This is a genomic window from Zhihengliuella salsuginis (genome assembly GCF_014651715.1).
Taxonomy (GTDB): Bacteria; Actinomycetota; Actinomycetes; order Actinomycetales; family Micrococcaceae; genus Zhihengliuella; species Zhihengliuella salsuginis.
The window spans coordinates 103,814-126,640 of record NZ_BMXK01000011.1 but is presented as its reverse complement, the minus strand read 5'-3'; the positions used below and the strand labels follow the sequence as shown (position 1 = coordinate 126,640).

22 protein-coding genes, 3 tRNA genes and 1 riboswitch are annotated in these 22,827 nt (G+C 68.7%); of the genes, 13 read left to right on the top strand and 12 right to left on the bottom strand.

Annotation, left to right across the window (positions count from 1 at the left end; translation table 11 throughout):
• Positions 1-18: 18 nt before the first annotated feature.
• The 4 genes from IE069_RS13050 (at position 19) to IE069_RS13040 (ending at position 1,039) form a co-directional block, all read left to right on the top strand.
• Positions 19-618, top strand: coding sequence for a DUF3566 domain-containing protein (locus IE069_RS13050; protein ID WP_189351037.1), 600 nt, complete (start codon positions 19-21; stop codon positions 616-618).
• A 119-nt stretch (positions 619-737) separates the two neighbouring features.
• Positions 738-811: transfer RNA gene (locus IE069_RS13045), tRNA-Ile, on the top strand.
• Positions 812-838: 27 nt separating this feature from the next.
• Positions 839-955 carry a DLW-39 family protein gene (locus tag IE069_RS15680; RefSeq protein WP_229791148.1) on the top strand — a complete coding sequence of 39 codons (117 nt, stop codon included), beginning with the start codon at positions 839-841 and terminating at the stop codon, positions 953-955.
• Positions 956-963: 8 nt separating this feature from the next.
• Positions 964-1,039 (top strand) — tRNA-Ala (locus IE069_RS13040).
• A 38-nt stretch (positions 1,040-1,077) separates the two neighbouring features.
• On the opposite strand, the gene IE069_RS13035 is transcribed toward IE069_RS13040, so the two are convergent.
• Both IE069_RS13035 and IE069_RS13030 read right to left on the bottom strand, forming a co-directional pair.
• Positions 1,078-1,896, bottom strand: a complete 819-nt coding sequence (locus IE069_RS13035; protein WP_229791147.1) for a glycosyltransferase family 2 protein — start codon at positions 1,894-1,896, stop codon at positions 1,078-1,080.
• A 130-nt stretch (positions 1,897-2,026) separates the two neighbouring features.
• Entirely contained in the window at positions 2,027-2,797 is a 771-nt protein-coding gene (locus tag IE069_RS13030; RefSeq protein ID WP_189350992.1) for a hypothetical protein, read from the bottom strand.
• Between the two features lie 175 nt (positions 2,798-2,972).
• On the opposite strand from IE069_RS13030, the gene IE069_RS13025 reads away from it, so the two are divergent.
• The 3 genes from IE069_RS13025 to IE069_RS13015 all read left to right on the top strand — a co-directional run bounded on the left by IE069_RS13025 (position 2,973) and on the right by IE069_RS13015 (position 6,157).
• Positions 2,973-3,518, top strand: coding sequence for a peptidylprolyl isomerase (locus IE069_RS13025; protein ID WP_189350991.1), 546 nt, complete (start codon positions 2,973-2,975; stop codon positions 3,516-3,518).
• Between the two features lie 116 nt (positions 3,519-3,634).
• A complete protein-coding gene (locus IE069_RS13020; RefSeq protein WP_189350990.1) occupies positions 3,635-4,546 on the top strand; it encodes a rhomboid family intramembrane serine protease in 912 nt (303 codons plus the stop codon).
• A gap of 636 nt (positions 4,547-5,182) precedes the next feature.
• Positions 5,183-6,157, top strand: coding sequence for a GNAT family N-acetyltransferase (locus IE069_RS13015; protein ID WP_189350989.1), 975 nt, complete (start codon positions 5,183-5,185; stop codon positions 6,155-6,157).
• Here the strand turns inward: IE069_RS13015 and IE069_RS13010 are convergent, their stop codons facing one another.
• Positions 6,158-6,802 carry a LysE/ArgO family amino acid transporter gene (locus tag IE069_RS13010; RefSeq protein ID WP_308425395.1) on the bottom strand — a complete coding sequence of 215 codons (645 nt, stop codon included), beginning with the start codon at positions 6,800-6,802 and terminating at the stop codon, positions 6,158-6,160.
• A 71-nt stretch (positions 6,803-6,873) separates the two neighbouring features.
• Between IE069_RS13010 and IE069_RS13005 the strand changes: the two genes are divergently transcribed.
• Entirely contained in the window at positions 6,874-7,791 is a 918-nt protein-coding gene (locus tag IE069_RS13005) for an ArgP/LysG family DNA-binding transcriptional regulator (protein ID WP_189350988.1), read from the top strand.
• Here IE069_RS13005 and IE069_RS13000 read toward each other — a convergent pair.
• On the bottom strand, positions 7,765-8,253 hold the full coding sequence (locus IE069_RS13000) for a DUF3817 domain-containing protein (protein WP_189350987.1): 489 nt from the start codon (positions 8,251-8,253) through the stop codon (positions 7,765-7,767). The genes IE069_RS13005 and IE069_RS13000 overlap by 27 nt on opposite strands.
• 78 nt (positions 8,254-8,331) lie before the next feature.
• Positions 8,332-8,397, top strand: a riboswitch (guanidine-III (ykkC-III) riboswitch).
• A gap of 15 nt (positions 8,398-8,412) precedes the next feature.
• Here IE069_RS13000 and IE069_RS12995 point away from each other — a divergent pair.
• Positions 8,413-8,727, top strand: a complete 315-nt coding sequence (locus IE069_RS12995) for a DMT family transporter (protein ID WP_189350986.1) — start codon at positions 8,413-8,415, stop codon at positions 8,725-8,727.
• Here the strand turns inward: IE069_RS12995 and IE069_RS12990 are convergent.
• Positions 8,724-8,972: a cell division protein CrgA gene (locus tag IE069_RS12990; protein ID WP_189350985.1), complete on the bottom strand. Its 249-nt coding sequence runs from the start codon at positions 8,970-8,972 to the stop codon at positions 8,724-8,726. The genes IE069_RS12995 and IE069_RS12990 overlap by 4 nt on opposite strands.
• Positions 8,973-9,076: 104 nt before the next feature.
• Here IE069_RS12990 and IE069_RS12985 point away from each other — a divergent pair, with 104 nt between their 5' ends.
• Positions 9,077-9,925: a class E sortase gene (locus tag IE069_RS12985; RefSeq protein ID WP_229791146.1), complete on the top strand. Its 849-nt coding sequence runs from the start codon at positions 9,077-9,079 to the stop codon at positions 9,923-9,925.
• A 176-nt stretch (positions 9,926-10,101) separates the two neighbouring features.
• A complete protein-coding gene (locus IE069_RS12980; RefSeq protein WP_189350984.1) occupies positions 10,102-10,764 on the top strand; it encodes an anthranilate synthase component II in 663 nt (220 codons plus the stop codon).
• On the opposite strand, the gene pknB is transcribed toward IE069_RS12980, so the two are convergent.
• The 7 genes from pknB to IE069_RS12945 are packed head-to-tail and all read right to left on the bottom strand — an operon-like array spanning position 10,756 to position 20,090.
• A complete protein-coding gene (gene pknB / locus IE069_RS12975) occupies positions 10,756-12,822 on the bottom strand; it encodes a Stk1 family PASTA domain-containing Ser/Thr kinase (protein WP_189350983.1) in 2,067 nt (688 codons plus the stop codon). The two genes, IE069_RS12980 and pknB, sit on opposite strands and share 9 nt — an antisense overlap.
• Positions 12,823-14,613: a protein kinase domain-containing protein gene (locus IE069_RS12970; RefSeq protein WP_189350982.1), complete on the bottom strand. Its 1,791-nt coding sequence runs from the start codon at positions 14,611-14,613 to the stop codon at positions 12,823-12,825.
• A complete protein-coding gene (locus tag IE069_RS12965) occupies positions 14,610-16,055 on the bottom strand; it encodes a penicillin-binding transpeptidase domain-containing protein (RefSeq protein ID WP_189350981.1) in 1,446 nt (481 codons plus the stop codon). The genes IE069_RS12970 and IE069_RS12965 overlap by 4 nt, the downstream gene beginning before the upstream one ends.
• Positions 16,052-17,419: an FtsW/RodA/SpoVE family cell cycle protein gene (locus IE069_RS12960; RefSeq protein WP_189350980.1), complete on the bottom strand. Its 1,368-nt coding sequence runs from the start codon at positions 17,417-17,419 to the stop codon at positions 16,052-16,054. The genes IE069_RS12965 and IE069_RS12960 overlap by 4 nt, the downstream gene beginning before the upstream one ends.
• On the bottom strand, positions 17,412-18,842 hold the full coding sequence (locus IE069_RS12955; protein WP_189350979.1) for a PP2C family protein-serine/threonine phosphatase: 1,431 nt from the start codon (positions 18,840-18,842) through the stop codon (positions 17,412-17,414). Before IE069_RS12955 ends, IE069_RS12960 begins: the two co-directional genes overlap by 8 nt.
• Before the next feature lies 1 nt (position 18,843).
• Entirely contained in the window at positions 18,844-19,323 is a 480-nt protein-coding gene (locus IE069_RS12950) for an FHA domain-containing protein FhaB/FipA (protein ID WP_189350978.1), read from the bottom strand.
• Complete coding sequence (locus tag IE069_RS12945) at positions 19,320-20,090, bottom strand: FHA domain-containing protein (RefSeq protein WP_189350977.1); 771 nt, start codon at positions 20,088-20,090, stop codon at positions 19,320-19,322. The genes IE069_RS12950 and IE069_RS12945 overlap by 4 nt, the downstream gene beginning before the upstream one ends.
• Before the next feature lie 350 nt (positions 20,091-20,440).
• Between IE069_RS12945 and IE069_RS12940 the strand changes: the two genes are divergently transcribed.
• Positions 20,441-20,527: transfer RNA gene (locus IE069_RS12940), tRNA-Leu, on the top strand.
• 172 nt (positions 20,528-20,699) lie between these two features.
• Positions 20,700-22,799 (top strand): MMPL family transporter, encoded by a 2,100-nt coding sequence (locus IE069_RS12935; protein WP_189350976.1) that lies wholly within the window; start codon positions 20,700-20,702, stop codon positions 22,797-22,799.
• Positions 22,800-22,827 lie beyond the last annotated feature (28 nt).

The window sequence follows — 22,827 nt, the reverse complement described above, 5'->3', positions numbered from 1 at the left end:
GCAGGCTCCAAGCAGCCGATGCAGAAACCCGCCGCAGCCAAGCCGGCCGGCTCCAAGCAGTCGACGCAGAAGGCCGCGGCGGCCAGCCCCGCGGCGCAGAAGCCGGGTAGCCAGAAGCCGGCCACATCCCAGCCGGAAGCCTCGAAGCCGGCACCGTCGGGGCAGCAGCGTCCAGCGGGTCAGCGGCCGGCCGGCGCCCCGCAGCAGCGGCCGGCCGGACAGCAGCAGAAGCTCGTCCGTCCCGCGCCCAAGGCCAAGGTTCGCAAGGCGCGCCTGCTGATCAGCAAGCTGGACCCGTGGTCCGTCCTGAAGCTGTCCTTCCTCCTGTCGGTAGCCCTCGGCATCGTGACCGTCGTTGCAGCCGTCGTCCTGTGGACGGTTCTGGACCTGACGGGGGTGTTCGACAGCGTCAACAACCTCCTCGGCGAGATCGCAGGCTCGGAGAGCAGCTTCAACCTCGCCGAGATCGCCTCGCTCGGACAGGTGGCGGCGTTCGCGACGATCATCGCCGTCGTGAACGTCGTGCTGATCACCGCGATCTCCACCCTGGCCGCCGTGCTCTACAACATCTCGGCCTCCCTGGTCGGCGGAATCGGCGTCACGCTGACCGACGACTAGCCGTCCCAGGTCTGATGTCGGGGCCGCTGGAGCGTGTTCTTCAACACCTTCCAGCGGCTCCGATTTGTTTCGGTGCAAAGTCGTGTTGTAGAGTCTTATCTCGGTCCAAGAGGCCATGGGGGCGTATAGCTCAGGCGGTTAGAGCGCTTCGCTGATAACGAAGAGGTCCCAGGTTCAAGTCCTGGTACGCCCACGGAATCCCCGAGTGGAGGAGGAGCGCATGCGCAAGCTGCTGACAGTGGCTTTCGCGGTTGCGGGCATCCTCGCCTACCGCAAATGGCGGGAAACCGAAGAAGAGAAAGCAGTCTGGTCGCGGGAAACCGATCGGGTAGACTGACCTCGTGCGGGGGCATGGCGCAATTGGTAGCGCACCTGCTTTGCAAGCAGGGGGTTAGGGGTTCGAGTCCCCTTGCCTCCACCACACGAAAGGCCCCGGGCACTGCCCGGGGCCTTCGGCATTTAAGTCGTCCGGGCCAGGCCCGAGTGCAGGTAGCGCAGCGCCTTCGCCGGATAGTAGATGGCCATGAAGATCAGCGTCGGGATCTTCAACAGGGGCTTGTTGATCTGGTGGGCCCTGTAGGTCCGGTCGAACCGGGTCACGTAGTAGCGGTAGTCCTTCGGCGAATCCTCCAACCGGCGCGCCGACATGCCGGCGATCATGTCCGGGACGTAGCGGATCAGCATCTCGTGCTGGGCCATGTGGACGGAGACGTCGATGTCCTCGTGCATCTGGTCCTGCTCGTCGCGGCAGACCTCGTGGGCAATCCGCCGCCACGCGTCGGCCCGCACGGCCATGTTGGATCCGAAGAGGAAGTGGTACTGCCGGTAGGCCACCTTGAGCACCAGCTGCCGGAGCCGGTCGTCCGCCTTCAGGCCGAACCGGCGCAGCGGCATGTCGTAGTACAGCACCGGTCCAGTCGCCCCGTCCACCGCCGGGTCGGAGAAGGTCTCGGCGACGCGCTCCACCCAGGTCGGCTCAACGAGCGAGTCGGCGTCGATGCGCCCCAGGACCCGACCCGTCGCGGCCGACAGGCCGTAGTTGCGGGTCGGGATGAGACCCTGCTGCTCGTTCTGGCGCAGTAGGCGGATCGGCGATTCCGGGAACTCCCGGGCGACCTGGCCCACGATCCGGGCCGTCGCGTCCGTCGAGCGGTTGTCCACGACGATGATCTCGTGCGCCGGCACCGTCTGATAGACCGCCGCTTCCAGGCATTGGCGGATGACGTCTTCCTCGTTGTAGGCGGGGATGATGATCGAAACGCTCGGTCTGCCGGTCACAGTCGCCAATGTATCAGCGTGTCATTGCTGGTCAGGGGTGGGCGCGCACAGAACGACGGCGGCCCGTTGCGTGATGCAACCGGCCGCCGTCGTCCGGGGTCGGGGTTTCGGCCCTCGCGGGCCCTCCCGCCTACTTCTCGGTGGAGGCGCCGTTCACGGCGTCCTTCGCGTCCTCGACGGAGGCCTCGGAGGCGTTGGGCTCGGGAGCGACCGGGGCAGGCTCGACCGGGGTCGGAGTCTTCCACGGATCCTCGACGGGCTTCGACGCCTTCCAGGCGGCGACGCCCGCAGCGGCGGCGGCGGCGAGCACCAGGAAGACCACGAGGCCCTTCTTGCCGCCCTTCTTGTTGGCCTTCTCCGCCTTCTTCAGCTCCTTGGCCGCACCCTTCGCAGCAGCTGCAGCGGCCTTCTTGGCCTTCTTGAGGGTCTTCTTGTTCTTGGTGACCTTGGAGACGGTCTGCTCGACCTGCTCCGGGACCCGCAGGCCCTCGAGACGGTGCGAGGTGTAGTCCGCGGCCTCTCCCAGCTTGGCGCTGGCGGTCGGCAGGTACTCGTTGACCATGCGATCGCGTGCGCTCTGCAGCGCCGGCGTGGTCTTGTCCAGGGTGGCCTGGAGCCGCGGGGAAGCGTCATCGACGAACTTCGAGAGCTTGGGTCCGAACTTCGCCAGTTCCTCCTGGAGCTTCGGGGTCACCTTGGCCACTCCGTCCGACAGGTCCGTCGCGGCGCGCTGGACGCCGGCCTGGACCCTGGGCGAAGCGGCTTCGAAGCCCCTCTCGACGCGCGGCGCAGCCCACGTCACGGCTGCATCGACACGAGGACTGGCCCACTCGCGGGCACTCTCGACCGAAGTGGTTACCGAATCGCCCAGGTCGCGGGCCACACGTTCTGTCTTCTTCACAGGTTTCCTCCCGTAGGTATCTAGCCTCTCCCGCTCCAGCCTACGCCGTGTGTGTTGCGCAGACTACGATTCACCCCTCCGATTGGACGATCTCCCAGCAGATTTTCACTGAACGCGTAGTGAACGCCTGCCGCACACCGCGCATGCGGAGGGGTGTGCATGGAAGAATGAAGCCATGACTGCAATCCCCACGCACAAGGCGACCATCCACACGACCCTCGGCGACATCGAGGTCAGCCTGTTCGGCAACCACGCTCCCAAGACCGTGCAGAACTTCGTCGGTCTGGCCACCGGCGAGATCGAGTGGACGCACCCCCAGACCGGCGAGAAGCAGGTCGATACCCCGCTCTACAACGGCACGATCTTCCACCGCATCATCTCCGACTTCATGATCCAGGGCGGCGACCCGCTCGGCATGGGCGTCGGCGGCCCGGGCTACCAGTTCGATGACGAGATCAGCCCGGACCTGAACTTCAACGAGCCCTACAAGCTCGCCATGGCCAACGCCGGCATCCAGATGGGCCGCGGCACCAACGGTTCGCAGTTCTTCATCACCTCGGTGCCGACCACCTGGCTGCAGGGCAAGCACACGATCTTCGGCGATGTCACCGACGAGGCCTCCCGGGCCATCGTCGACCAGCTGAACACGGTGTCCACCGACGGCCGCGACAAGCCGCTGGAAGACGTCGTCATCTCCAGCATCGACGTCGTCGCCGTCTAGCCAGCACCGCGCGATGCGGCCGGAGAAACCGGCCAGCGCACGCATCGAGCCGGCCCTGCCGCGTCCGCGCAGCAGGGCCGCTCGTCGTTAAAACCATCCTCGTCGAGAGCAGGAACATGTCCTACGGTTCTGTCCCCGATCAGCAGGTCCCGGTGTGCCCGCGGCACCCCGAGCGGCCGAGCTACGTCCGCTGCCAGCGGTGCGGCCGGCCGGCGTGCTCCGAATGCCAGCGTCCGGCCGCCGTCGGCGTGCAGTGCGTCGAGTGCGTTCGGGAGTCCAGCAAGGCGATGCCGACACAGCGGACCGCCCTCGGCGGCGTCCAGCGCGGCGGAAAACCGGTCGTGACGTACGCCTTGATCGGGCTGTGCGCGCTGATGTTCCTGGGCCAGTACGCAGCCCCCGGACTGACCGACGCGATGCTCTGGGCCGGGCTGTACGCCTCCCCCATGGCGTTCGAGCCGTGGCGCATGGTCACCAGCACGTTCCTGCACTCGCAGGGGTTCCTCATGCACATCGCCTTCAACATGTACGCGCTGTTCATCATCGGGCGGGTCCTCGAGCCGATGATGGGGCGGCTGCGCTTCGCGATCCTGTACGTCCTCTCCGGCATCGGCGGCTCCGTGGCCGTGCTGCTGCTCGACCACCCGCTGCAGGGCGTCGTGGGGGCATCAGGAGCCGTGTTCGGCCTGTTCGGCGCGCTGCTGGTGATCACACGGGCGCGCGGGGGGAACTTCATGCCGATCCTCATCCTCGTCGGCATCAACCTCGTCATCGGGTTCATCCCCGGCTTCAACGTGTCGTGGCAGGCCCACCTGGGCGGTCTGCTCACGGGCGGCGCCCTCGCGGCGGTCATGGCCTACGCGCCGCGGCTCGGCTCCGGCGGGCAGCAGGTGCACGACGCCGGCTCGGCCGCCAGCCGTCACGCCCGCCGGACTCTCCTCCAGGCGGTGGGTATCGGGGTGGTCGCCCTGGTGCTCGTCGTGCTGACCGTCTGGGGGGCTTCGCTCGTCCCGCAACGGGTCGCCTAGCTTTCCACACCCCTTATCCACACTGTTAATAACTTACACACGTGTGATTCGGGCAGGTTCTTTCAGATCTCGGGTCCCGTGGATCGGCTTGCGCAAGCCGATCCACGGGACCCGAGCCGTTTCCGGGTGCCTCTATTCACATACATATCCCCAGCTGTGGATAACTGCGGTACACACGTGTGCACAGATCCACAGCCCCTCATCGTCCCTGTGGATGCACGTGGACGGGGATACTTACCCACAGGGGGTGTGGATAACCTGAGGCTGCCACCTGCATCCCTTGATCGGCGGGGATTATCGTTGCTTCAAGGCTCAATTTGCTCGTTGGGTGTCCTAAGTAACAAGCGCGTTATCCACAGGACTTCTCCACACTGTCGAAAACTTACAAGGGTGTGATTCGATTTGTCGGAGTCGCCTCGATCGGCTTGATCCCGGCGAATCGAACATACTTACCAACAGAGTTGTCCCCACTTGTGGATAAGTGTTGTTCACACTCTGTGTACTGCTGTGGGGAACCGGCGGTGGAAAACTGCGGCGGAGTTCGTCCGGCAACACTCACTTGCCGCGGGGCCCGCAGCCGTATAGCTTGGGGAACAAATGATTGATAGCTCCCAATCACTGACTGGAACGAGGCACATGATGACCCGACCGCGCCCCATCACCCCGGAGGACGTCGAGGCGTGGGCGCAGCTGCTCAATGCGGTGAGCCGCGCCGACGACTTCGGGGAGACGTTCACCGCCGTCGAGCTGGAGGAGGACCTGCGCGTCCCCGGTTTCGTGCCGGCGACCGACACCCTCTCCTGGTGGGCCGGGGAGGCGATGATCGCCTCCGTCGAGGTCTCCGTCCGGCAGCTGACGGGCGACGACGGGCTGGCCAAGGCCTTCATCAGCGGATTCGTCCATCCGGACCACCGCGGGCTCGGGCTCGGGACCGCCATCATGGAGTGGGGGCAGCAGCGGGCCCTCGCCCTCGCCGCCCACAGGCATCTGGGGAGTGGGGTGCAGCTGGACACCTGGAACATGGCCGGCGAAACGTCATTCGCCCGCCTCGCCGCCGACTGGGGGTACTCCCCCGTGCGCTACTTCAGCGAGATGCGCATCGAGCTGGCGGGCTGGCCGGCTCCGGAGCCCGACGGCAGGCAGCGGGAGATCCTGGCGGCCTCCTCCCCCATCGACGACGACCTCCGGGAGCCGGCGCACCGCGCGCACCTCGACGCCTTCCGGGACCACTGGAATTTCACTCCGGGCACGATCGAGAAATGGGTCCACTTCACGACCGGCAGCACGTTCCGCCCGGAGTATTCGCGGTTGGCCCTCGACCCGGACAACCCGGACGACCCCGTGGACGCCTACGTCCTGTGCCAGAAGAACACCGCGGACGAGCTGTACGTGGCCCTCGTCGGCACGCGGCGCCGGGCCCGCGGGCGCGGACTGGCCACGGCCCTCCTGGCCGACGTCGTGCGGCAGGCGAAGGAGGCGGGCCTCGCAACGGTCACGCTGGGTGTGGACTCGGCGAGCCCCACGGGCGCCAACGGGATCTACGAGCGGATCGGCTTCCGCCCCGAGCGTCCGAGCGTCGAGTACTCCAAGCGCCTGCCGGCACCGTCCTAGTCAGCCCTGGAGCGGCCGCAGCACCAGGAGGGCGGCGAGCGTGAACATCATCGCCGCGACCGCCCCGTCGAGCACGCGCCAGGCCGCAGGCCGGGCGAAGAGGGGCCGCAGCAGGCGGGCGCCGGCGCCGAGGGCGCTGAACCAGAGCACGCTGGCCGCCATCGCCCCGCCGCCGAAGTACCAGCGCGCGGCGGGGCCCTCCTGCTGCCCCTGGGCGGCCGCCACCGACCCGAGCAGCACGATCGTCTCGAGGTAGACCTGCGGGTTCAGCCAGGTCAGGCCGAGCAGGGTCAGGGCGACGCCGGTCCGGCCCGCCGAGCGCCTCGCGCCCGGCGCATCGGTGGCGGAGAGGGCGCCGGGCTTCAGTGCGCGCTTGAGTGCCATGAAGCCGAACGCGGCCAGGAAGGCGGCGCCGCCGAAGCGGGCGACCTGGAGCACCCACGGCGTCCCCGCGACCAGGGAGCCGAAGCCGGCCACGCCGACCCCGATGAGGAGCACGTCGGAGACGGCGCAGATCGCGACGCACAGCAGGACGTGCTCGCGGCGAAGTCCCTGGCGCAGGACGAATGCGTTCTGCGCGCCGATGGAGACGATGAGGGACAGGCCCATGGCGAGGCCGGAGGCGGCGGGGATCAGGAAAGTCACCAGATCAATCTAGGGGTCCAGATCATATGCAGTACAGCTAATGTTTCTACGGGTACCTTAGAGTAGCTAATGTGGATTTCCCAGCAGAGCAGCTCCGCGCCTTCGCGGCCGTCGTCGACACCGGAACCTTCGAGGCGGCCGCCGGCCGGCTGCACGTCACGCCGTCGGCGGTGAGCCAGCGGATCCGGGCGCTGGAGCGGCAGGTGGGCGCCGTCGTCGTGCGCAGGAGCAACCCCGCGGAGCCCACGGCGGCCGGGCGCGTGCTGGTGCGTCTGGCGCGGCAGGTCGAGCTGGTCGCGGCGGAGGCGATCGCGGAGCTCGGCGGGGCGCGGGAGGCGGCCACCGCCTCGGCGCCGCGCCTGCTGACGATCGTGGTGCCCTCGGACTCGCTGGCCTCGTGGTTCGCCCCCGTCCTCGACGCTGCGGCGACGGAGGACGGGTACGCGCTGGAGATCCTGCGCGACGACGAGAATCGATCGGAGGAGCATCTCCGCTCGGGGCGGGCCATGGGAGCGATCACGACGCAGAGGCAGCCCGTCCAGGGCTGCTCCTCGACGCCGCTGGGGACGATGCGCTACCGGGCGATGAGCGCCCCGGAGTTCGCCGAGCGCTGGTTCGGGCCGGGCGCCGCCGGTTTCGCCGCCGCCCCGGTGGTGAACTTCGGCAAGGACGACCCGCTGCAGAACGATGTGCTGCGCTCGGCGTCGGTGACCGTGGACCCGGCGGCGGGCGGGCCTCCGGCGAATTGCGTCCCGGACACGACGCAGTTCGGCCGGGCGGTGGCCGCCGGGATGGGGTGGGGCATGATCCCGGCGTGGCAGGAGGCCGAGCTGGGCGGCGCGCTGAGGGCGATCGAGCCCGAGGTCGCCCGTGACGTGCACCTCTACTGGCAGCGGTGGACGCTCGACTCCCCCGGGCTCGACTGGCTCACCGACGCGGTGCGCTACGCGGCCTCGCGCGGGCTATCCGACAGGCGGGCCCGCCAGTAGCAGGGCCGTCGTGATGACCGCGACGGCGACCACGCCCAGCCCCAGTGCCGCGTACGGCCGGGCCAGGCACCAGGCCTGGACGCGCTCGACGACGGTGCGCGGCGACTCGGCGTTCGCGCCCGCCAGGCGCCAGCGGGACGACAGCCGGCCCGTGCGCTCGGCCCACTTCTCGAACGGGAGCGTCGCGAACGGGATGATGGCGGCCACCAGGGACGCGATCCCGGTGCCGGCGCTCCAGCGCTCGTTGACCCACACGAAGAGGCTGGTCAGGCCGTAGGCCACGGTCGCGATGCCGTGGATCATGCCGAAGATCGAGACCAGCACGTCGGTCACGCCCGAGTACTTGAAGACCATGCCGATGATGAGCAGGGCCCAGGTGATCACCTCGGCGAGGGCGACGGCGGCGTAGAACCGGCGCGGGGAGACGCGCGGATTCCGGGTGGAGGCGACGGTGTCGGTCAAGAATCAGTCCTGGTGTCGTGGGAGGTGGGGGCAGGGATCACAGACGCGGGGCCTGCTGTGGTGCTACGTTGGCGCTGGACCCTGCCGGATGGCAGCGGTCCCCGGACGAGGGAGCCGTACCCGGAGGGCGACAAGACGGCCGTCGAAAGGTAGGCAGTCATGTCTTGGCTCATTCTCGTGCTCTCAGGGATCTTCGAGGCAGTCTGGGCGGTGGCCCTCGGCAAGTCGGAGGGGTTCACCAGACTGGTCCCGTCGCTCGTCTTCGCCGGAGGCCTCGTCGTCTCCATGGCCGGACTCGCGTGGGCGATGAAGGAGATCCCGACCGGCACCGCGTACGCGGTCTGGGTGGGGATCGGGGCCTCCCTGGCCGTCGGCTACGGGATGGTCTTCGGCGGCGAGTCGATGAGCTGGATCAAGGTGCTGCTCATCACGGGGCTCATCGCCTGCATCGTCGGGTTGAAGCTCGTGGACTAGTGCCAGCGGGTCGTCATGAAGAAGCCCACCATCGCGATGCCGAAGCCGATGATGATGTTCCAGCCGCCGGCCGCGGCGATAGGGAACAGCGCCTGGGTGATGTAGTACGTCACGACCCAGAGCAGGCCGAGGATCATGGACCCGAACATGACGATCTTGTACCAGAGCGGGAGGGGCTTCCGCTCACTCGAGGCCGCCGGATCCTGCTGGGCGCGAGCCTTGCGGCGCGTCTTGGATTCGGGCACTGCATCTCCTGAAATGTGGGTCGCGTCTTGGTTACTCTGGTTACACCATACTAGCGAACCGCCGTCCCCGGCAGCGGTGCGCGGCAACGACCGAGGAGCCGAACGTGTCTGCACCGCCCGACGGGTCCCTGGATGCCATGCTCGACGCCGGCGCGGTCGAACCTCGCCGGCGGAGGCAGGGGCGCCGTCGTCCGTCGCGCGGGGCCGCCGTCGTCGGTGTGATCGGCGAGCTACTCATCACGGTGGGCCTGCTCGTGCTCCTGTTCGTCGCGTGGGAGCTCTGGTGGACCAACCTGGAAGCGGACCGCTCCCAGGACGAGGCGACGTCGGCGCTCGTCGAAACCTTCGGGGCGCCCGACGTGGACGCCGGCCCCGGGGGGATCGGCTCCGACGCCCGGGACGCGGGGGACCAGGCCGCGGAGGACGCCGACGAGTTCGGGTCTCCTCCGGCGGCCTCGCTGACCGATCCCGGGACGTTCGCGCTCATGTACGTCCCGCGTTTCGGCGACGACTGGGTGCGACCCGTGACGTCCGGCGTCGGACTGGACGTGCTGAACAACCTGGGCATCGGCCACTACCCCGAGACGCAGCTTCCGGGCGAGCCGGGCAACTTCGCGGTCGCCGCGCACCGGCAGACGCACGGCCAGGTCTTCTACAACATCGACAAGCTGCGCGACGGGGACCGCGTCTACGTCCAGACGCGCGAGGGGTTCTACCAGTACCGATACACGGGAACCGAGATCGTCGCGCCGTCCCAGGTCGACGTGCTGGCCCCGGTCCCCCGCCAGGCGGGCGCCGAACCGAGCGCCTCCGTCCTGACGATGACCAGCTGCCACCCGCTCTACACGACGCGCGAGCGCATCATCGCGTACGCGGAGCTCGAATCGTTCCGCCCCGCAGATGCGGGGCCGCAGGATGCCATCCTGTCCGCCTACCAGAACACCAGGAACTAGGAGGCCGCGATGTACGCGTGGATGTTCAGAGCGCTGCCGGGGCCCCTGTGGGTCCGGCTACTCATTTCGCTTGTTCTGGTCGCCGGGATCATACTGTTGCTGATGATGTATGTCTTTCCGTGGGTCAGCGACCAGCTGAGCCTGTGGACTCAGTCGACGATTGGCTTGGTGACGCGATGACCGCCCGCATTCTGGTGATCGACAACTACGACTCGTTCGTCTACACGCTCGTGGGCTACCTGCAGGAGCTGGGCGCCGAGACGACGGTCGTCAGGAACGACGACGTAACGCTCGCCGAGGCCGTCGAGCTCGCCGGCGCGCGCGACGGCGTGCTGGTCTCCCCGGGGCCGGGCGACCCGGCCGGGGCCGGCGTGTGCATCGAGATGATCCGCTGGTGCGGCGAGGAGAAGAAGCCGATGCTGGGCGTGTGCCTGGGCGAGCAGGCGCTGGCCGAGGCGTTCGGCGGCACTGTCACGCACGCCGAGGAGCTCATGCACGGCAAGACGTCGCTGGTCGAGCACGACGGGACGGGCGTCTTCGCCGACCTGCCCAGCCCCTTCACGGCAACGCGGTACCATTCGCTGGCCGCGGTGCGGCAGTCGATCCCGGACGTCCTGCGCATCACGGCCTGGACCGCGCCGAACGAGGCGGCACCAGGAGGCACCGTGATGGGCCTGGCTCACAAGTCAGCTCCCTTGTGGGGGGTGCAGTTCCACCCCGAGTCGGTGCTGACCGAGGGCGGCTACCTGATGCTCGGCAACTGGCTCGAGTCGCTCGGCGTCGCCGGGGCAGCGCAGCGGGCGTCGACGCTCAGCCCGCTGATCAGCTCGTCACCCTAGGAGACCGAGCCCGTCGCCGTTGCCGTCGCCGTTCCCCGGCGACGATTCGGTTGGTTCCGTGCTTTCACTAGGGGATTCGTCGGTCGTCGGTGTTTCGCTCGGCTCGTCGGAACTGGCGTCCTCGGACTCGTCGGGCGTCGGCGTCGGCGTCGGTGTCGGTGTCGGTGTGGGTTCCGGCTCCGGTTCCGGTTCCGGCTCCGGGGGTGCGACTGCGATCGTGATGTCGACCTCGCCGTTCTGGGCGATGTCCGAGCCGGGCCCGGGGGACTGGCCGATGATCTCGCCCGGTGTCACCACGGAGTTCTCCTCCGTGGTGACCTCTCCGATGGTCAGTCCCACAGCCGGGTCGCCCAGCAGTTCCGCGGCCTCGTCCTCTGTCAGGCCGTCGTTGATGAGGTCCGGAACGGTTACCAGGCCGGTCGAGAGGGTCAGCTCCACCGTGCTTCCGGCGGCGACGGTCTCGTCCGCGCCCGGGTTCGTCTTGATGACGCGGTCGGCGGCCACCGTGGCGCTGTTCTCCGTGGTCATGTCGGTGCCGACTTCCAGCCCGAGTTCCTCGAGGGTCGCCCGCGCGCTCGACTCGGTGGCGCCCTCCAGATCGGGGAGCGTCACCGAGGAGGGGCCCTGCGAGATGATCAGGGAGACGGCGGAGTCCACCCGGATGCTCTCGCCCTCCCCGGGGCGGGTGCCGATGGCCAGGCCCGATTCGATGTCGTCGCTGTACTCCTCGTCGATCTCCGCGACCCGCAGGCCCTCGGCGAGCAGGGCGTTCTCGGCCTCCGTCTGCGTCATGCCTTCCACCGCGGGGATGACTACCTGGGCGTTCTCCGCCTGGACCTGCTGGGTCCAGTTCCACACGAACCAGCCGCCGCCGCCGACGACGAGCAGCGCCACCAGGATGAAGACCGTGATCCAGGCGCGGCGATGCCGTTTCTCCTGGGAGGACCGCTCGCGCACGTGGGTCCCGGTGGCGAGTACGTGATCCTCCTGCGGGGCTTCGTCCGGTGTCGATGCGTGCGGCGTCGAGGCCACGGGGTGGGCCGGCAGCGCGGACGTGTCCACGGACGCGACGTCGATGGTCTCGGTCGCGGCATCGTCGTGACCGGCACCGGCACCGGCACCGGCCTCCGAAGCGAACGCCGCAGCCCCGGCCGCGCCGATGAGCTGCGTCGGGACGTCCGCGGGGGAGTCCGTGTACGGGACGCCGTCGCGGGCCTCGCGCAGCGCGTGGGCGAAGGCGGCCGCGTCCTGGAAGCGGTCCTCGCGGTCCTTCCGGAGCGCCTTGGCGACGACCGAGTCGAAGGTGGACGGGACGTCGTCGTGCAGCGTGCTGGGCGCGGGGGCGTCCTCGCCGACGTGCTGGTAGGCGACGGAGACGGCGGAATCGCCGACGAACGGCGGCCGGCCCGTGAGCAGCTCGAAGAGCAGGCAACCGGCTGAGTAGAGGTCGCTGCGCACGTCGACGGTCTCGCCGCGCGCCTGCTCGGGGGAGAGGTACTGGGCGGTCCCGACGACGGCCTGCGTCTGCGTCATCGTCGCCGCAGCATCGGCAAGGGCCCGGGCGATGCCGAAGTCCATGACCTTGATGCTGCCCTCGGTGGTCACCATGACGTTCGCGGGCTTGATGTCCCGGTGGACGATCGACATGCGGTGGCTGTAGGTGAGCGCGGAGAGGACGCCGAGCGTGTAGTCGACGGCCTGATCGACCGAGAGTTCCCCCGCTTCGAGGAGGTCCCGGAGGGTGCGGCCGTCGATGTACTCCATGACGATGAAGGGCACCTTGAGCCCGCTGGCCGTCTCCGAATCCGGGCCGAGCTGCTCGTCGCCGGTGTCGTAGACCGAGACGATCGCGGGGTGGTTCAGCCCTGCGACCGCCTGGGCCTCCCGGCGGAAGCGGGTCTGGAACATGGGGTCCCGTGCGAGGTCGCGGCGCAGCAGCTTGATGGCGACTTCGCGGCCGAGGCGGATGTCGTGGCCGCGGTGCACGTCGGCCATGCCGCCGCGTCCGATGAGGGCGCCCAGCTCATAGCGGTCGTCGAGGATTCTGGGGGCTGACATCTAGCTGGCGGGGGACGCGGTCGGGGTGGGTTCGGGGGCCGTCTCGGGGGTCGGCGAACCCGTCGGCTGCTGCGGTCCCTCGGAGACCGTGTAGGCCACGTCGGAGTCCTCCTCGACGGACTGACCGCTCGAGGGCGTCACGGAGACGACCGTTCCGGCCGGCTCGTCGGAGGCGACGGTTCCGCCGTGAACCGGCACGAGGCCGGCATTGTCGAGCGCGGACCGGACCTCGGCTTCGGTCTGCCCCACGAGGCCGTTGGGGATCGTGACCATGTTCGGCTGCTCGGGAGCCACCGCATAGCGGACGAGGATCGTGGTCCCGAGTTGCTGCTCGCCGTTCGGGGACACCGCGAATACGGTGTTCTCGGCGTACTCCTCGTTGGTCTCGCCCTGCGGGTCGACCTCGAATCCGAGTTCCTCCAGCTGGCCCATCACGGCCTCCAGCTGCTGGCCCAGGTACGAGTTCTCACGGATGGTGGCGGTCTCCGGTTCGGGTTCCTCGGTCTGGGTCTCGGTTTCCGTCTCGGTCGGAGTCGGGGTGTCGGAGGGGGTCTCCGATTCGGATAACGATTCCGAGGGTGACGACGAGGCAGAGGTCGACGGCGATGCGGAAGGTTCCGGATCGTCGTCGTTCCCGGTCAGAAGGGGAAACAACCAGGCACCGAGGAGTGCGAAGACGACCAGCACGAGCAGGGCCACGAGCGGCCACGTCCACGGGCTGCGGCGACCGCGCGCCAGCGGCTTCGAACCGTCCCCGTCCTCCTCGTCACCGGGGGTCCAGTCGCGGCTGGCGCCGACGACGGACGCGAAGTCGTCGTCCTTCTCCGTGCCGACGACGGGCAGCGACGACGTGTTCGTCCCGGCTACCGTCTGGGCCTGCGTGGGGGTCGAGTCCGGCCGGATCATCTGCGTTGCGGCTGTGCCCGCGGAGAAGAGAAGCATGCCCGGGACGGCGGTCTCGGCGGCGCGCGGGTTGTTCGCCCGCAGGGCCTCGGCTGCCTCGGCCAGCTTGGTGGCGTTGGCGGGGCGGTCTCCGGGGTCCTTGGCCAGCATGGACATCATCAGGGCGCGCACATGGGGGTCGACGGTGTCCGGCAGCGGCGGGGGAGTGTCGTTGACCTGGGCGAGCGCGATGGCGATCTGCGATTCGCCGGAGAACGGCCGGCGTCCGGCGAGGCACTCGTAGCCGATGACCCCGAGCGAGTAGACGTCCGACGACCCCGTCGCCTGCTGGCCCGTGGCCTGCTCGGGCGAAAGGTACTGCGCCGTGCCCATGACCTGGCCCGTGGCGGTGAGCGGAACCTGGTCGGCCAGGCGTGCGATGCCGAAGTCGGTGATCTTCACCCGGCCGTCGGGCAGGATGAGGATGTTGCCGGGCTTGACGTCGCGGTGCACCAGTCCGAGCTCGTGCGCGGCCGCCAGCGCGCGGGCGGTCTGCGCGACGATGGACAGCGTGCGGTCGGCGTTGAGCACGCGCTCGCGCTCGATGATCGCCGAGAGCGGGCGCCCCGGCACGAGCTCCATGACGAGGTAGGCCGATCCCTCCTCCTCGCCGTAGTCGAAGACAGAAGCGACCCCGTTGTGGTTCAGCAGGGCGGTGTGGCGGGCCTCGGCGCGGAAGCGCTTGAGGAAGCCGGGATCACCGGTGTACTCCTCTTTGAGGATCTTGATGGCGACCATGCGGCCGAGCACGAGATCCTGGGCCTTCCACACCTCGCCCATGCCGCCGATGGCGATCCGGTCCGTCAGCTTGAACCGACCGCCCAGGGTGATACCCGATGTAGGCCTCACTTGTTGAACACCGCCTCTAGGATCTTCTTCATGTTGGGACTGGTCAATGTGTGGCCGGTCTCGTAGTCAATTTTCTCGGCGACGATCGTCACCGCGTACTGGGGGTCGTCCACCGGCGCGAACCCGGTGATCCAGGAATTCACCAGTCCGGTGTCGCCGAGCGTGGCCGTACCGGTCTTCGCCGCGATCTCCAGCCCCGGGACCTGGGCTGCTGCCGCGGTGCCGCCCTTCAGCGGCTCGCGCATCAGTTCGGCCACCTGGTCGGCGACCTCCTTGCTCGTCGCCGTGCTGAACTCCTCCGGCTCCGGGCGCTCCAGCACCTTGAGGTCGGGGGCGATGATCTCCTCGACGAGGTTCGGCTTCATGATCACCCCGTCGTTGGCGATACCCATCGCGACCATGTTCATCTGGAGCGCGGTCGCCTTCACATCCCGCTCGCCGATGGACGACTGTGCCAGGGCGGCGGGATCGAGATCGCTGGGGAAAACCGAAGCAGCGCTGCGCTGCGGGATCTCCACCCGCTCGCCGAAGCCGAAGCGCGCGGCGACGTCCTCGAGGGCTTCGGCTCCGACCTTCTGGGAGATCTCCACGAAGGGGGTATTGCAGCTCTGCGCGATGATAAAGGAGAGCTTGGCCTTCTCCTGCTGGGTGCAGATGCCCTGATCGAAGTTGGTCAGCGGGGTCGACGTACCCGGCAGGGTCACGGACTGCGGGTTGTCGATCTCGGTCTCGAGGTCGTACTCGCCCGATTCGAGGGCCGCGACGACGTCGAGGATTTTGAAGGTCGACCCCGGCGCGCTCAAGTGGCCGATCGCGGGGTTCACGTACGGGCTCAGGCCGGCACGCTCGAGGAGAGCATCCATGTTGGCCGTCGCCTCCGAGGTGCTGTGCACCGCGAGCTCGTTGGTGTCGTAGGACGGCTTGGAGACCATGGCCTTGATGTCGCCGGTCTTCACATCGGTGACGATCGCGCTGATCTGGACGCCGTCGGGCAGGAGGTTGTAGATCTCGCGCTGCAGCTCGCCGTCGATGGTGAGCTCGACGGAGGACCCCTCGTTGTTGGCCCCCGAGACGATGTTCATCATGCGGTTGAAGAACTGGCTGTCGCCGCGGCCGGTCAGCCAGTCGTTGAGATACGACTCCAGGTGGGTCGATCCATGTGCCAGGGAGTAGAAGCCGGTCAGGTGGGAGTACAGTTCCGGATTGTTGTAGATCCGCTGGTACTCGAACTGGCCGTCGGTCTGCACGGATTCGGCGATGGGGTTGCCGTCGACGAGGATCGCGCCGCGGGCCAGATCGAAGTCGCGGAACAGCTGGCGTTTGTTCAGCGGGTTGGCGTTCAGCTCGTCGGCCGCGAAGAACTGGATGTAGGACAACGAGCCCATGATCGCGACGAAGAAGACGATCACGGCGATCCATACATTGCGGATGGCCTGATTCATGCGTTCGCCTCCTTCTTCAGGACTACCTCATTGGCCAGGTCGGCACTCGGGACCGGTTTGCGGGCGTTGTTGGACACCAGCAGCAGCAGCGCGATGATGATCCAGTTCGCGAGCAGCGACGAGCCGCCGGCCGCCACGAACGGGGTGGTCAGACCCGTGAGCGGGATCAGCCGCGTCACGCCGCCGATCACCACGAAACACTGCAGGCCGATCGTGAACGAGAGCCCCGAGGCGAGCAGCTTGCCGAACGCGTCGCGGGTGCCCAGCGCGGCTCGGATGCCGCGGCTGACCAGCAGGACGTAGAGCAGCACGACGGCGATCACGCCGATGAGGCCGAGCTCCTCGCCGAGCGCTGTGACAATCATGTCGGAATTGGCATATGGGACCAAGTCCGGGCGACCATTGCCGAAACCTGTCCCGAAGAGTCCGCCGTTCGCCAGGCCGAACATGCCCTGGACGATCTGGTGGGATCCGTACTGGGCGTTGATCACCTCGGGGTCGAACGCGTGGATCCAGGCGTTGATGCGCCGCTCGACGTGGCCCATGAACTGGGCCGCGAGCAGCCCGCCGACGGCGACGAGGCCGAGGCCGATGACGATCCAACTGATGCGCGCCGTGGCCACGTAGATCATGGCCATGAACAGGCCGAAGAACAGGATCGCGGAGCCCAGGTCCCGCTGCAGGATCAGGATGCCGATGCTCAGGCCCCAGGCAAGGATCATGGGCGCCATGTCGCGGACGCGCGGAAGCTGCAGGGGACCGATCTTGCGCCCGGCCAGCAGGATGAGGTCGCGATTGCTGGAGAGGTAGCCCGCGAAGAAGATCGACAGCGTGATCTTGGCGAGCTCGCCCGGCTGGAAGGACATGCCGGCCAGTCGAACCCAGATGCGGGCGCCGTTGATCTCCACGCCGAGTCCGGGGATGAGGGGGAGGACCATCAGCACGCCGGAGATCATCAGGAAGATGTAGGTCGCCCGGCGCAGCATCCGGTGGTCGCGGATGGCCCAGATGACGGCCATCGCGGCCGCCATCGCCACGCCCGTCCAGAGCAGCTGGCGGGTGGCGGCCGTGTCTCCCGTGGTGATGTCCAGCCGGTGGATCATCGCGACCCCGATGCCGTTCAGCGCCACGACGCACGGAAGGATGATCGGATCGGCATATTTCGCCCAGATGCGCAGCACGATGTGCATGCCGAGGGCCAGGGCGCAGAGCACGGCCCCCTGCTTCGCGAACTCGGGGGACAGCCCCTCCGGGTTGCTCAGTCCGGCCAGGTAGCCGGCGCCGACTGCGACAACCATCGCCAGGATGAGCAGCCACAGCTCCGTATTGCGGCGCGACACCGGTGCGGTGCGGAGCTCATTCATCGTCGACCTCCAGGCAGTAGGACGGCAGGTTGGCCGCGGTCTCGCGGTCCGTCTCGCCCTCGCCGGGGACGACGACGGGGCAGGTCTGCCGGGCGGTGACGAGCAGCTCGGAGACCATGTCCTGGGCGTGCTCGAGGTCCCGGGCGGGCAGCGAGCTCTTCAGCCGCTGCTGCGTGTAGGCGGGAAGCGCGTCAAGGGGGATCTCCGTGACCGCGTCCAGCTGCGACAGTTTGACGGGACCGAGGTCCTGCGAGACGCCGTTGAAGATGGCGACGCGGCCGTCATAGTTCCCGACGTAGTACTGGGTTTGCGTCCAGACGTAGCCGAACCACAGAACCGAGGCCAGCAACAGGCCCATGAGGGTCAGGAAGACCGGGATCAGCAGCCGGCGCCGCGGGGCCTGGTGCTCCTCGTGGTGCTCGAGCACCTCCGCCTGCTGGCTCGGGGTCTTGTGCATCAGCAGCGCCGCGGCGCGCTTCTGCGCGGAGCGCGTGGTCACCATCGGGATGTGGCCGGTCTGCGTCGCGAGGAGGGCGGATCCGACCAGCGCGTGGGGCCGGTTCTTCATCTCGTGGCGGATGATCGCCGCGCTGGCCTCGACGTCCTCGGTGCCCGCGACGCGCTGCAGCATGCCCGTGTCGAGGGATTCGTCTTCCGCGACCGTCTCGAGGGGGACGGCCGGCGTGGTGATCGTGGCGCCGTCGTCCTCGACGACCTCGATGACGACGACGGTCACGTTGTCGGGGGACCCGTTGTCCAGGGTGACCTGGACGAGGTCGTCGGCGGTTTCCTGCAGGTCCTTGGTGCCGCGGACGATCTGCTCGATCACCGGGTCCGAGACGACGGCGTTCAGGCCGTCGGAGCAGAGCATCCAGCGTTCGCCGGCGGAGACCGGGAACTGGTGGATGTCGAGTTCGGGGCTCGCGTCGGAGTCGCCGAGGACGCGCAGCAGGACGTTCTTGTGGGGGTGGCTCTCGGCCTCCGCCGGGGACAGGCGCCCCTCCTCGACGAGCCGCTGCACGAAGGTGTGGTCGCGGCTCATCTGCATGAACTTGCCGTCTTTGAGCCGGTAGGCGCGGGAATCGCCAATATGCGCGTACTGGAATGTTTCGCCCGTGAGCAGCAGGGCGGTCACGGTGGTGCCCATGCCCGAGAGCTTGGGATTGGCGCTGACCAGCTCGTTCAGAATCGAGTTGGCGGTCTGGATCTCGTCGGGAAGCACCGTCTCGACGTCCTCGGTGGTCTCCTGGTCCAGGTGGACGAGGTCGAGCACGGTCGAGGCGGAGGCGACGTCGCCGCCGACGTGTCCGCCCATGCCGTCCGCGACGACCGCCAGATGGCGTCCGGCGTAGGCCGAGTCCTGGTTGTTGGACCGGACCTTGCCGACGTCGGAGGCCGCCGCGAAGCGCAGGGTGAGCGCCACGTCAGGCCCTCAGTTCCATGACGGTCTTGCCGATGCGGATCTGCTGGCCCAGGTCGACCGGCTGCGCGCGCGTCAACTGCGATTCGCCCAGGTAGGTGCCGTTGGTGGACCCGAGATCCTCGATGAACCAGCGGCTGCCCTGCGGGAACAGGCGGGCGTGCCGCGCCGAGGCGTAGTCGTCGACGAGTACGAGGGTGGCCTCCTGCGCGCGGCCCAGCAGGATGGGACTCGCTGCGAGTTCGATGCTCGTTCCGGACTGCGGCCCCTCGACGAGTTCGAGGGAGGTGGGGTGCTGTTTCGGGGGCTGCTGCGAGGCCTGCTCGCCGGTGTCGGCGGCGCGTGCGGGGGGCGGTGCGGTTGCGGCGCCGGCCCGCTTGCCGACCAGGAGGTCGCGGCGGAGCGCGCCGACGATGCTGAGGATCAGGATCCACAGCAGGATCAGGAAGCCGAGGCGCATCGCGGTGAGTGCGAGTTCGGTCATGGCCGACCTCCAGAGCGTTGGGGCAGCATGCGGAAGGTGATGCGGGTGCGGCCCATGCTGATGACGGAGCCGTCGAAGAGCTCGGCCCGCCCGTCCACCTTCTGGCCGTTGACGTAGCTGCCGTTGGTCGAACCCAGGTCCACAGCCCACACCTTGCCGTGCTCCGAGCGGATTTCCAAGTGTTTGCGGGAGACCCCGGTGTCGTCGACCTCCACGTCGGCGTCCGACGAGCGGCCCAGGATGATCGACTCGGAGTTCAGGCCGTAGCGCTTGCCGTTCATCTGCAGCACGGGCTGCAGCGTCGGCGTGGCGACCGTCGCCGCGGGTGGGGGCGTCGACGGCGCCGGGGCTGCCGCCGACGTCGTGCCGGGGCGCGGTGCGCGGGGCGTGGGGGAGCCGCGGGAGATCCGCGCGTCGACCGCGAGGGCGCCCTCGCGGGCGTCGGCGTCCTCCTCGAAGGAGACCTCGACCTGGCCGGTGAGCGTGTAGTGCTGGCCCTTGGCGTGGGCGATGACGACGTCGCACAGCTCCTCGGCCAGGGCCGTGCCGTACTTTTTGACCCGCTCGAAGTCCGCAGGGGCGAGGGTGACCGTGAAGCTGTTCGGCGCCGTCGTGCGGCCCTGGGCCACGGTGAGGGTCCCGCGGTCCATCTGATTGCGCAGCTTGCTCGCGATCTCGACCGGTTGGACTTCGCCGCCGTTGGAACCACGGAAGACGCTGGTGACCAGCTTTTCGAGGCCGCGCTCAACGTTGTCGACCAGACCCATGGGCGCTGCTCCTTCCTGTCGTTCCGTATCGGTTGTGAAAGACGTGACGCATGTCGATACTACTTGCCGCGTCCTTGAAGAGTGTTGAGAATGTACACAGTCTGCTTGGATCGCAACGAATATGGAACAAACCCGGTTCCCGGGCCGCGTTGCCGGCGGGACGTCCGAAACCGCCCCGATCCCCGTGATCGCGGGGGAGCGGGTGCGGCCCGCGGGGCGGAACCGGCCCCGGATCGAGTGACCCTGCTCACGGCCGGGCACCCGATTAGGCGGTTGCGGCAAAGTATGGATAAGATGGTTCTCGCTGTTCAGCGTGGTTCGCTGCGCAGGAACAAGTGAATACCACTCATGCGCGAGTGGCGGAATTGGCAGACGCGCTGGCTTCAGGTGCCAGTGATCGCAAGATCGTGGGGGTTCAAGTCCCCCCTCGCGCACCACGTGAACAGAGGCGGTCCCCGGCGGGGGCCGCCTCTGTTGTTTAACCCGTCGCCCGACGCGATGAGAACTCGGGAGCCTGCCAGGTCCGGCGCCCGTCAACCGAATGGTTGAGGGCAGGTTCAATCTCGCCGGCGATGCCCGGAGTCCCGACCCGTTGGTTGAGTTGGCCGTATGGAAAAACTTCGTGAACGTGTCCGCATTCCCGACCGGTTGACCTCTCGGCGCGGTGCGTGGATCTCGCTGGGCGCCGCGCTGGTGGCGTTCGTCGTCCTGTTCGGCCTCTTCGGAGGCGCCGAGGGCTCCGCCGGGAGCGAGTCGGCGCCCGGCGGCTCCGAGTCCACCCGGGTGGCCCGGCTCCTGGAGGAGTTCCCCGACGCCGGCGAGCAGTCCGTGCTGATCGTGGCCGAGCGCCGGGATTCCGCGCCGCTCTCGGACGCCGACGTCGAGGCCCTCACCGCGTCGAAGCCGGCCCTGGACCGGTTCACCGGGTCCGCGTCGTCCGGACCGATGGTCAGCGACGACGGCGGGGCGGCCGTCGTCGTGGTCCCGATCAGCGTCGGGTCGGACAACACGGAGACCGCCGAGGTGGTCGGCGGCCTGCGCGGGGTGGTCGCCGAGATCCAGCCGTCCGGCCTGGACCTCCAGGTCACCGGGGGGCCGGCCTTCGGGGCCGACATCGCCTCCGCCTTCGACGGGGCGGATGTCACGCTCCTGATCGTGACCATCGCCATCGTCGCCGTCCTCCTGATCGCGACCTACCGGTCGCCGGTCCTGTGGCTCATCCCGCTGATCGTCGTCGGGCTGGCCGACCAGGTGGCGGGCCAGGCGACCGCGGCGCTCGGCGCGGCCCTCGATCTGCAGTTCGACGCCGGCATCATCAGCGTCCTGGTCTTCGGCGCCGGCACCAACTACGCCCTGCTGCTCGTCTCGCGCTACCGGGAGGAGCTCCTCGAAACCGCCGACCACCGGCCGGCCCTGGCGGAGGCCTGGCGGCGGACGGTTCCCGCCATCGTCGCCTCGAACGCCACGGTGATCCTGGCGCTGCTGACACTGGTGCTGGCTGTGGTGCCCGGAACGCGTGGGCTGGCGCTCTCCTCGGCGCTCGGGCTGCTCATCGCCCTCGTCGCCGTCCTCTTCGCCCTGCCCCCGTTCCTCGCGGTCTGCGGGCGCAAGGTCTTCTGGCCCTTCGTCCCGCGGCCCGGCTCCGCGGTCGAGCAGGGGCGCGTGTGGCAGGCGGTGGCCTCGCGCGTGATGCGGCGCCCCGTGCTGGGTCTGACCGCCGGGTTGGCGCTGCTCGCCGTGATGGCGGCCGGCCTGGTCGGCACCACGGTCGGGCTCGACCAGCAGGAGAAGTTCCGCGTGCAGTCCGAGTCCGCCTCCGGCCTCGAGGTGCTCGCGGAGCACTTCGACGCGGGCGAGGCGCAGCCGATCCTCATCGTCTCCGACCGCGAGCGGGCCGGGGAGGTCGTCGAAGCCGTCGAGGCCGTCGACGGCGTCGTGCGCGCCAACGCGGTGGCCGAGTCGGCGGACGGGGCCCTGAGCAGGATCATGGTCACGGGCGAGTACGCCCCCGGTACGGATGCGGGCCTCCAGCTCGTGGAGACCCTGCGCGAGGTCGCGCACTCGGTCCACGGGGCCGATGCGCTGGTCGGCGGGGCGGGCGCAACCGATCTGGATGCACGCGCCGGCAACGAGCGGGATCTGAAGCTCATCGCCCCGCTGGTGCTGGGTGTCAGCTTCGCCGTGCTCGCGGTGCTGCTGCGCTCTCTCGTGGCGCCGGTCGTGCTCCTGCTGGTCAACACGGCCAGCGCCGTGGCCGCGATCGGGGCCGGCGCCTGGCTCAGCCGGGTGGTCTTCGGCCAGGAGGCGCTGGACCTGCAGGTGCCGCTCCTGTCCTTCCTCTTCCTGGTCGCGTTGGGGATCGACTACACGATCTTCCTGGTCCACCGCGCGCGCAGCGAGGCTCTGGTCCGCGGCACACGGGACGGCATGGTGCGGGCGGTCGCGCGGACGGGCGGCGTCATCACGAGCGCCGGCATCGTGCTCGCGGCGGTGTTCGCCGCACTCGGGGTGCTGCCGCTCGTGACGCTCGGCCAGCTGGGGCTCATCGTCGGGCTCGGGGTCGTCGTCGATACGCTGGTGGTGCGGACGGTGATCGTCCCCGCGGTCTTCGGGGTCCTCGGCGATCGGATCTGGTGGCCGCGGCAGATCGGCCCGGAGAGTGGAGAATCGAGTCATGAACATCGTGAACTCGCCCTTGCCGGGCGATAGCCGGGCGGGGAGGACTCCCAGCGCAGGC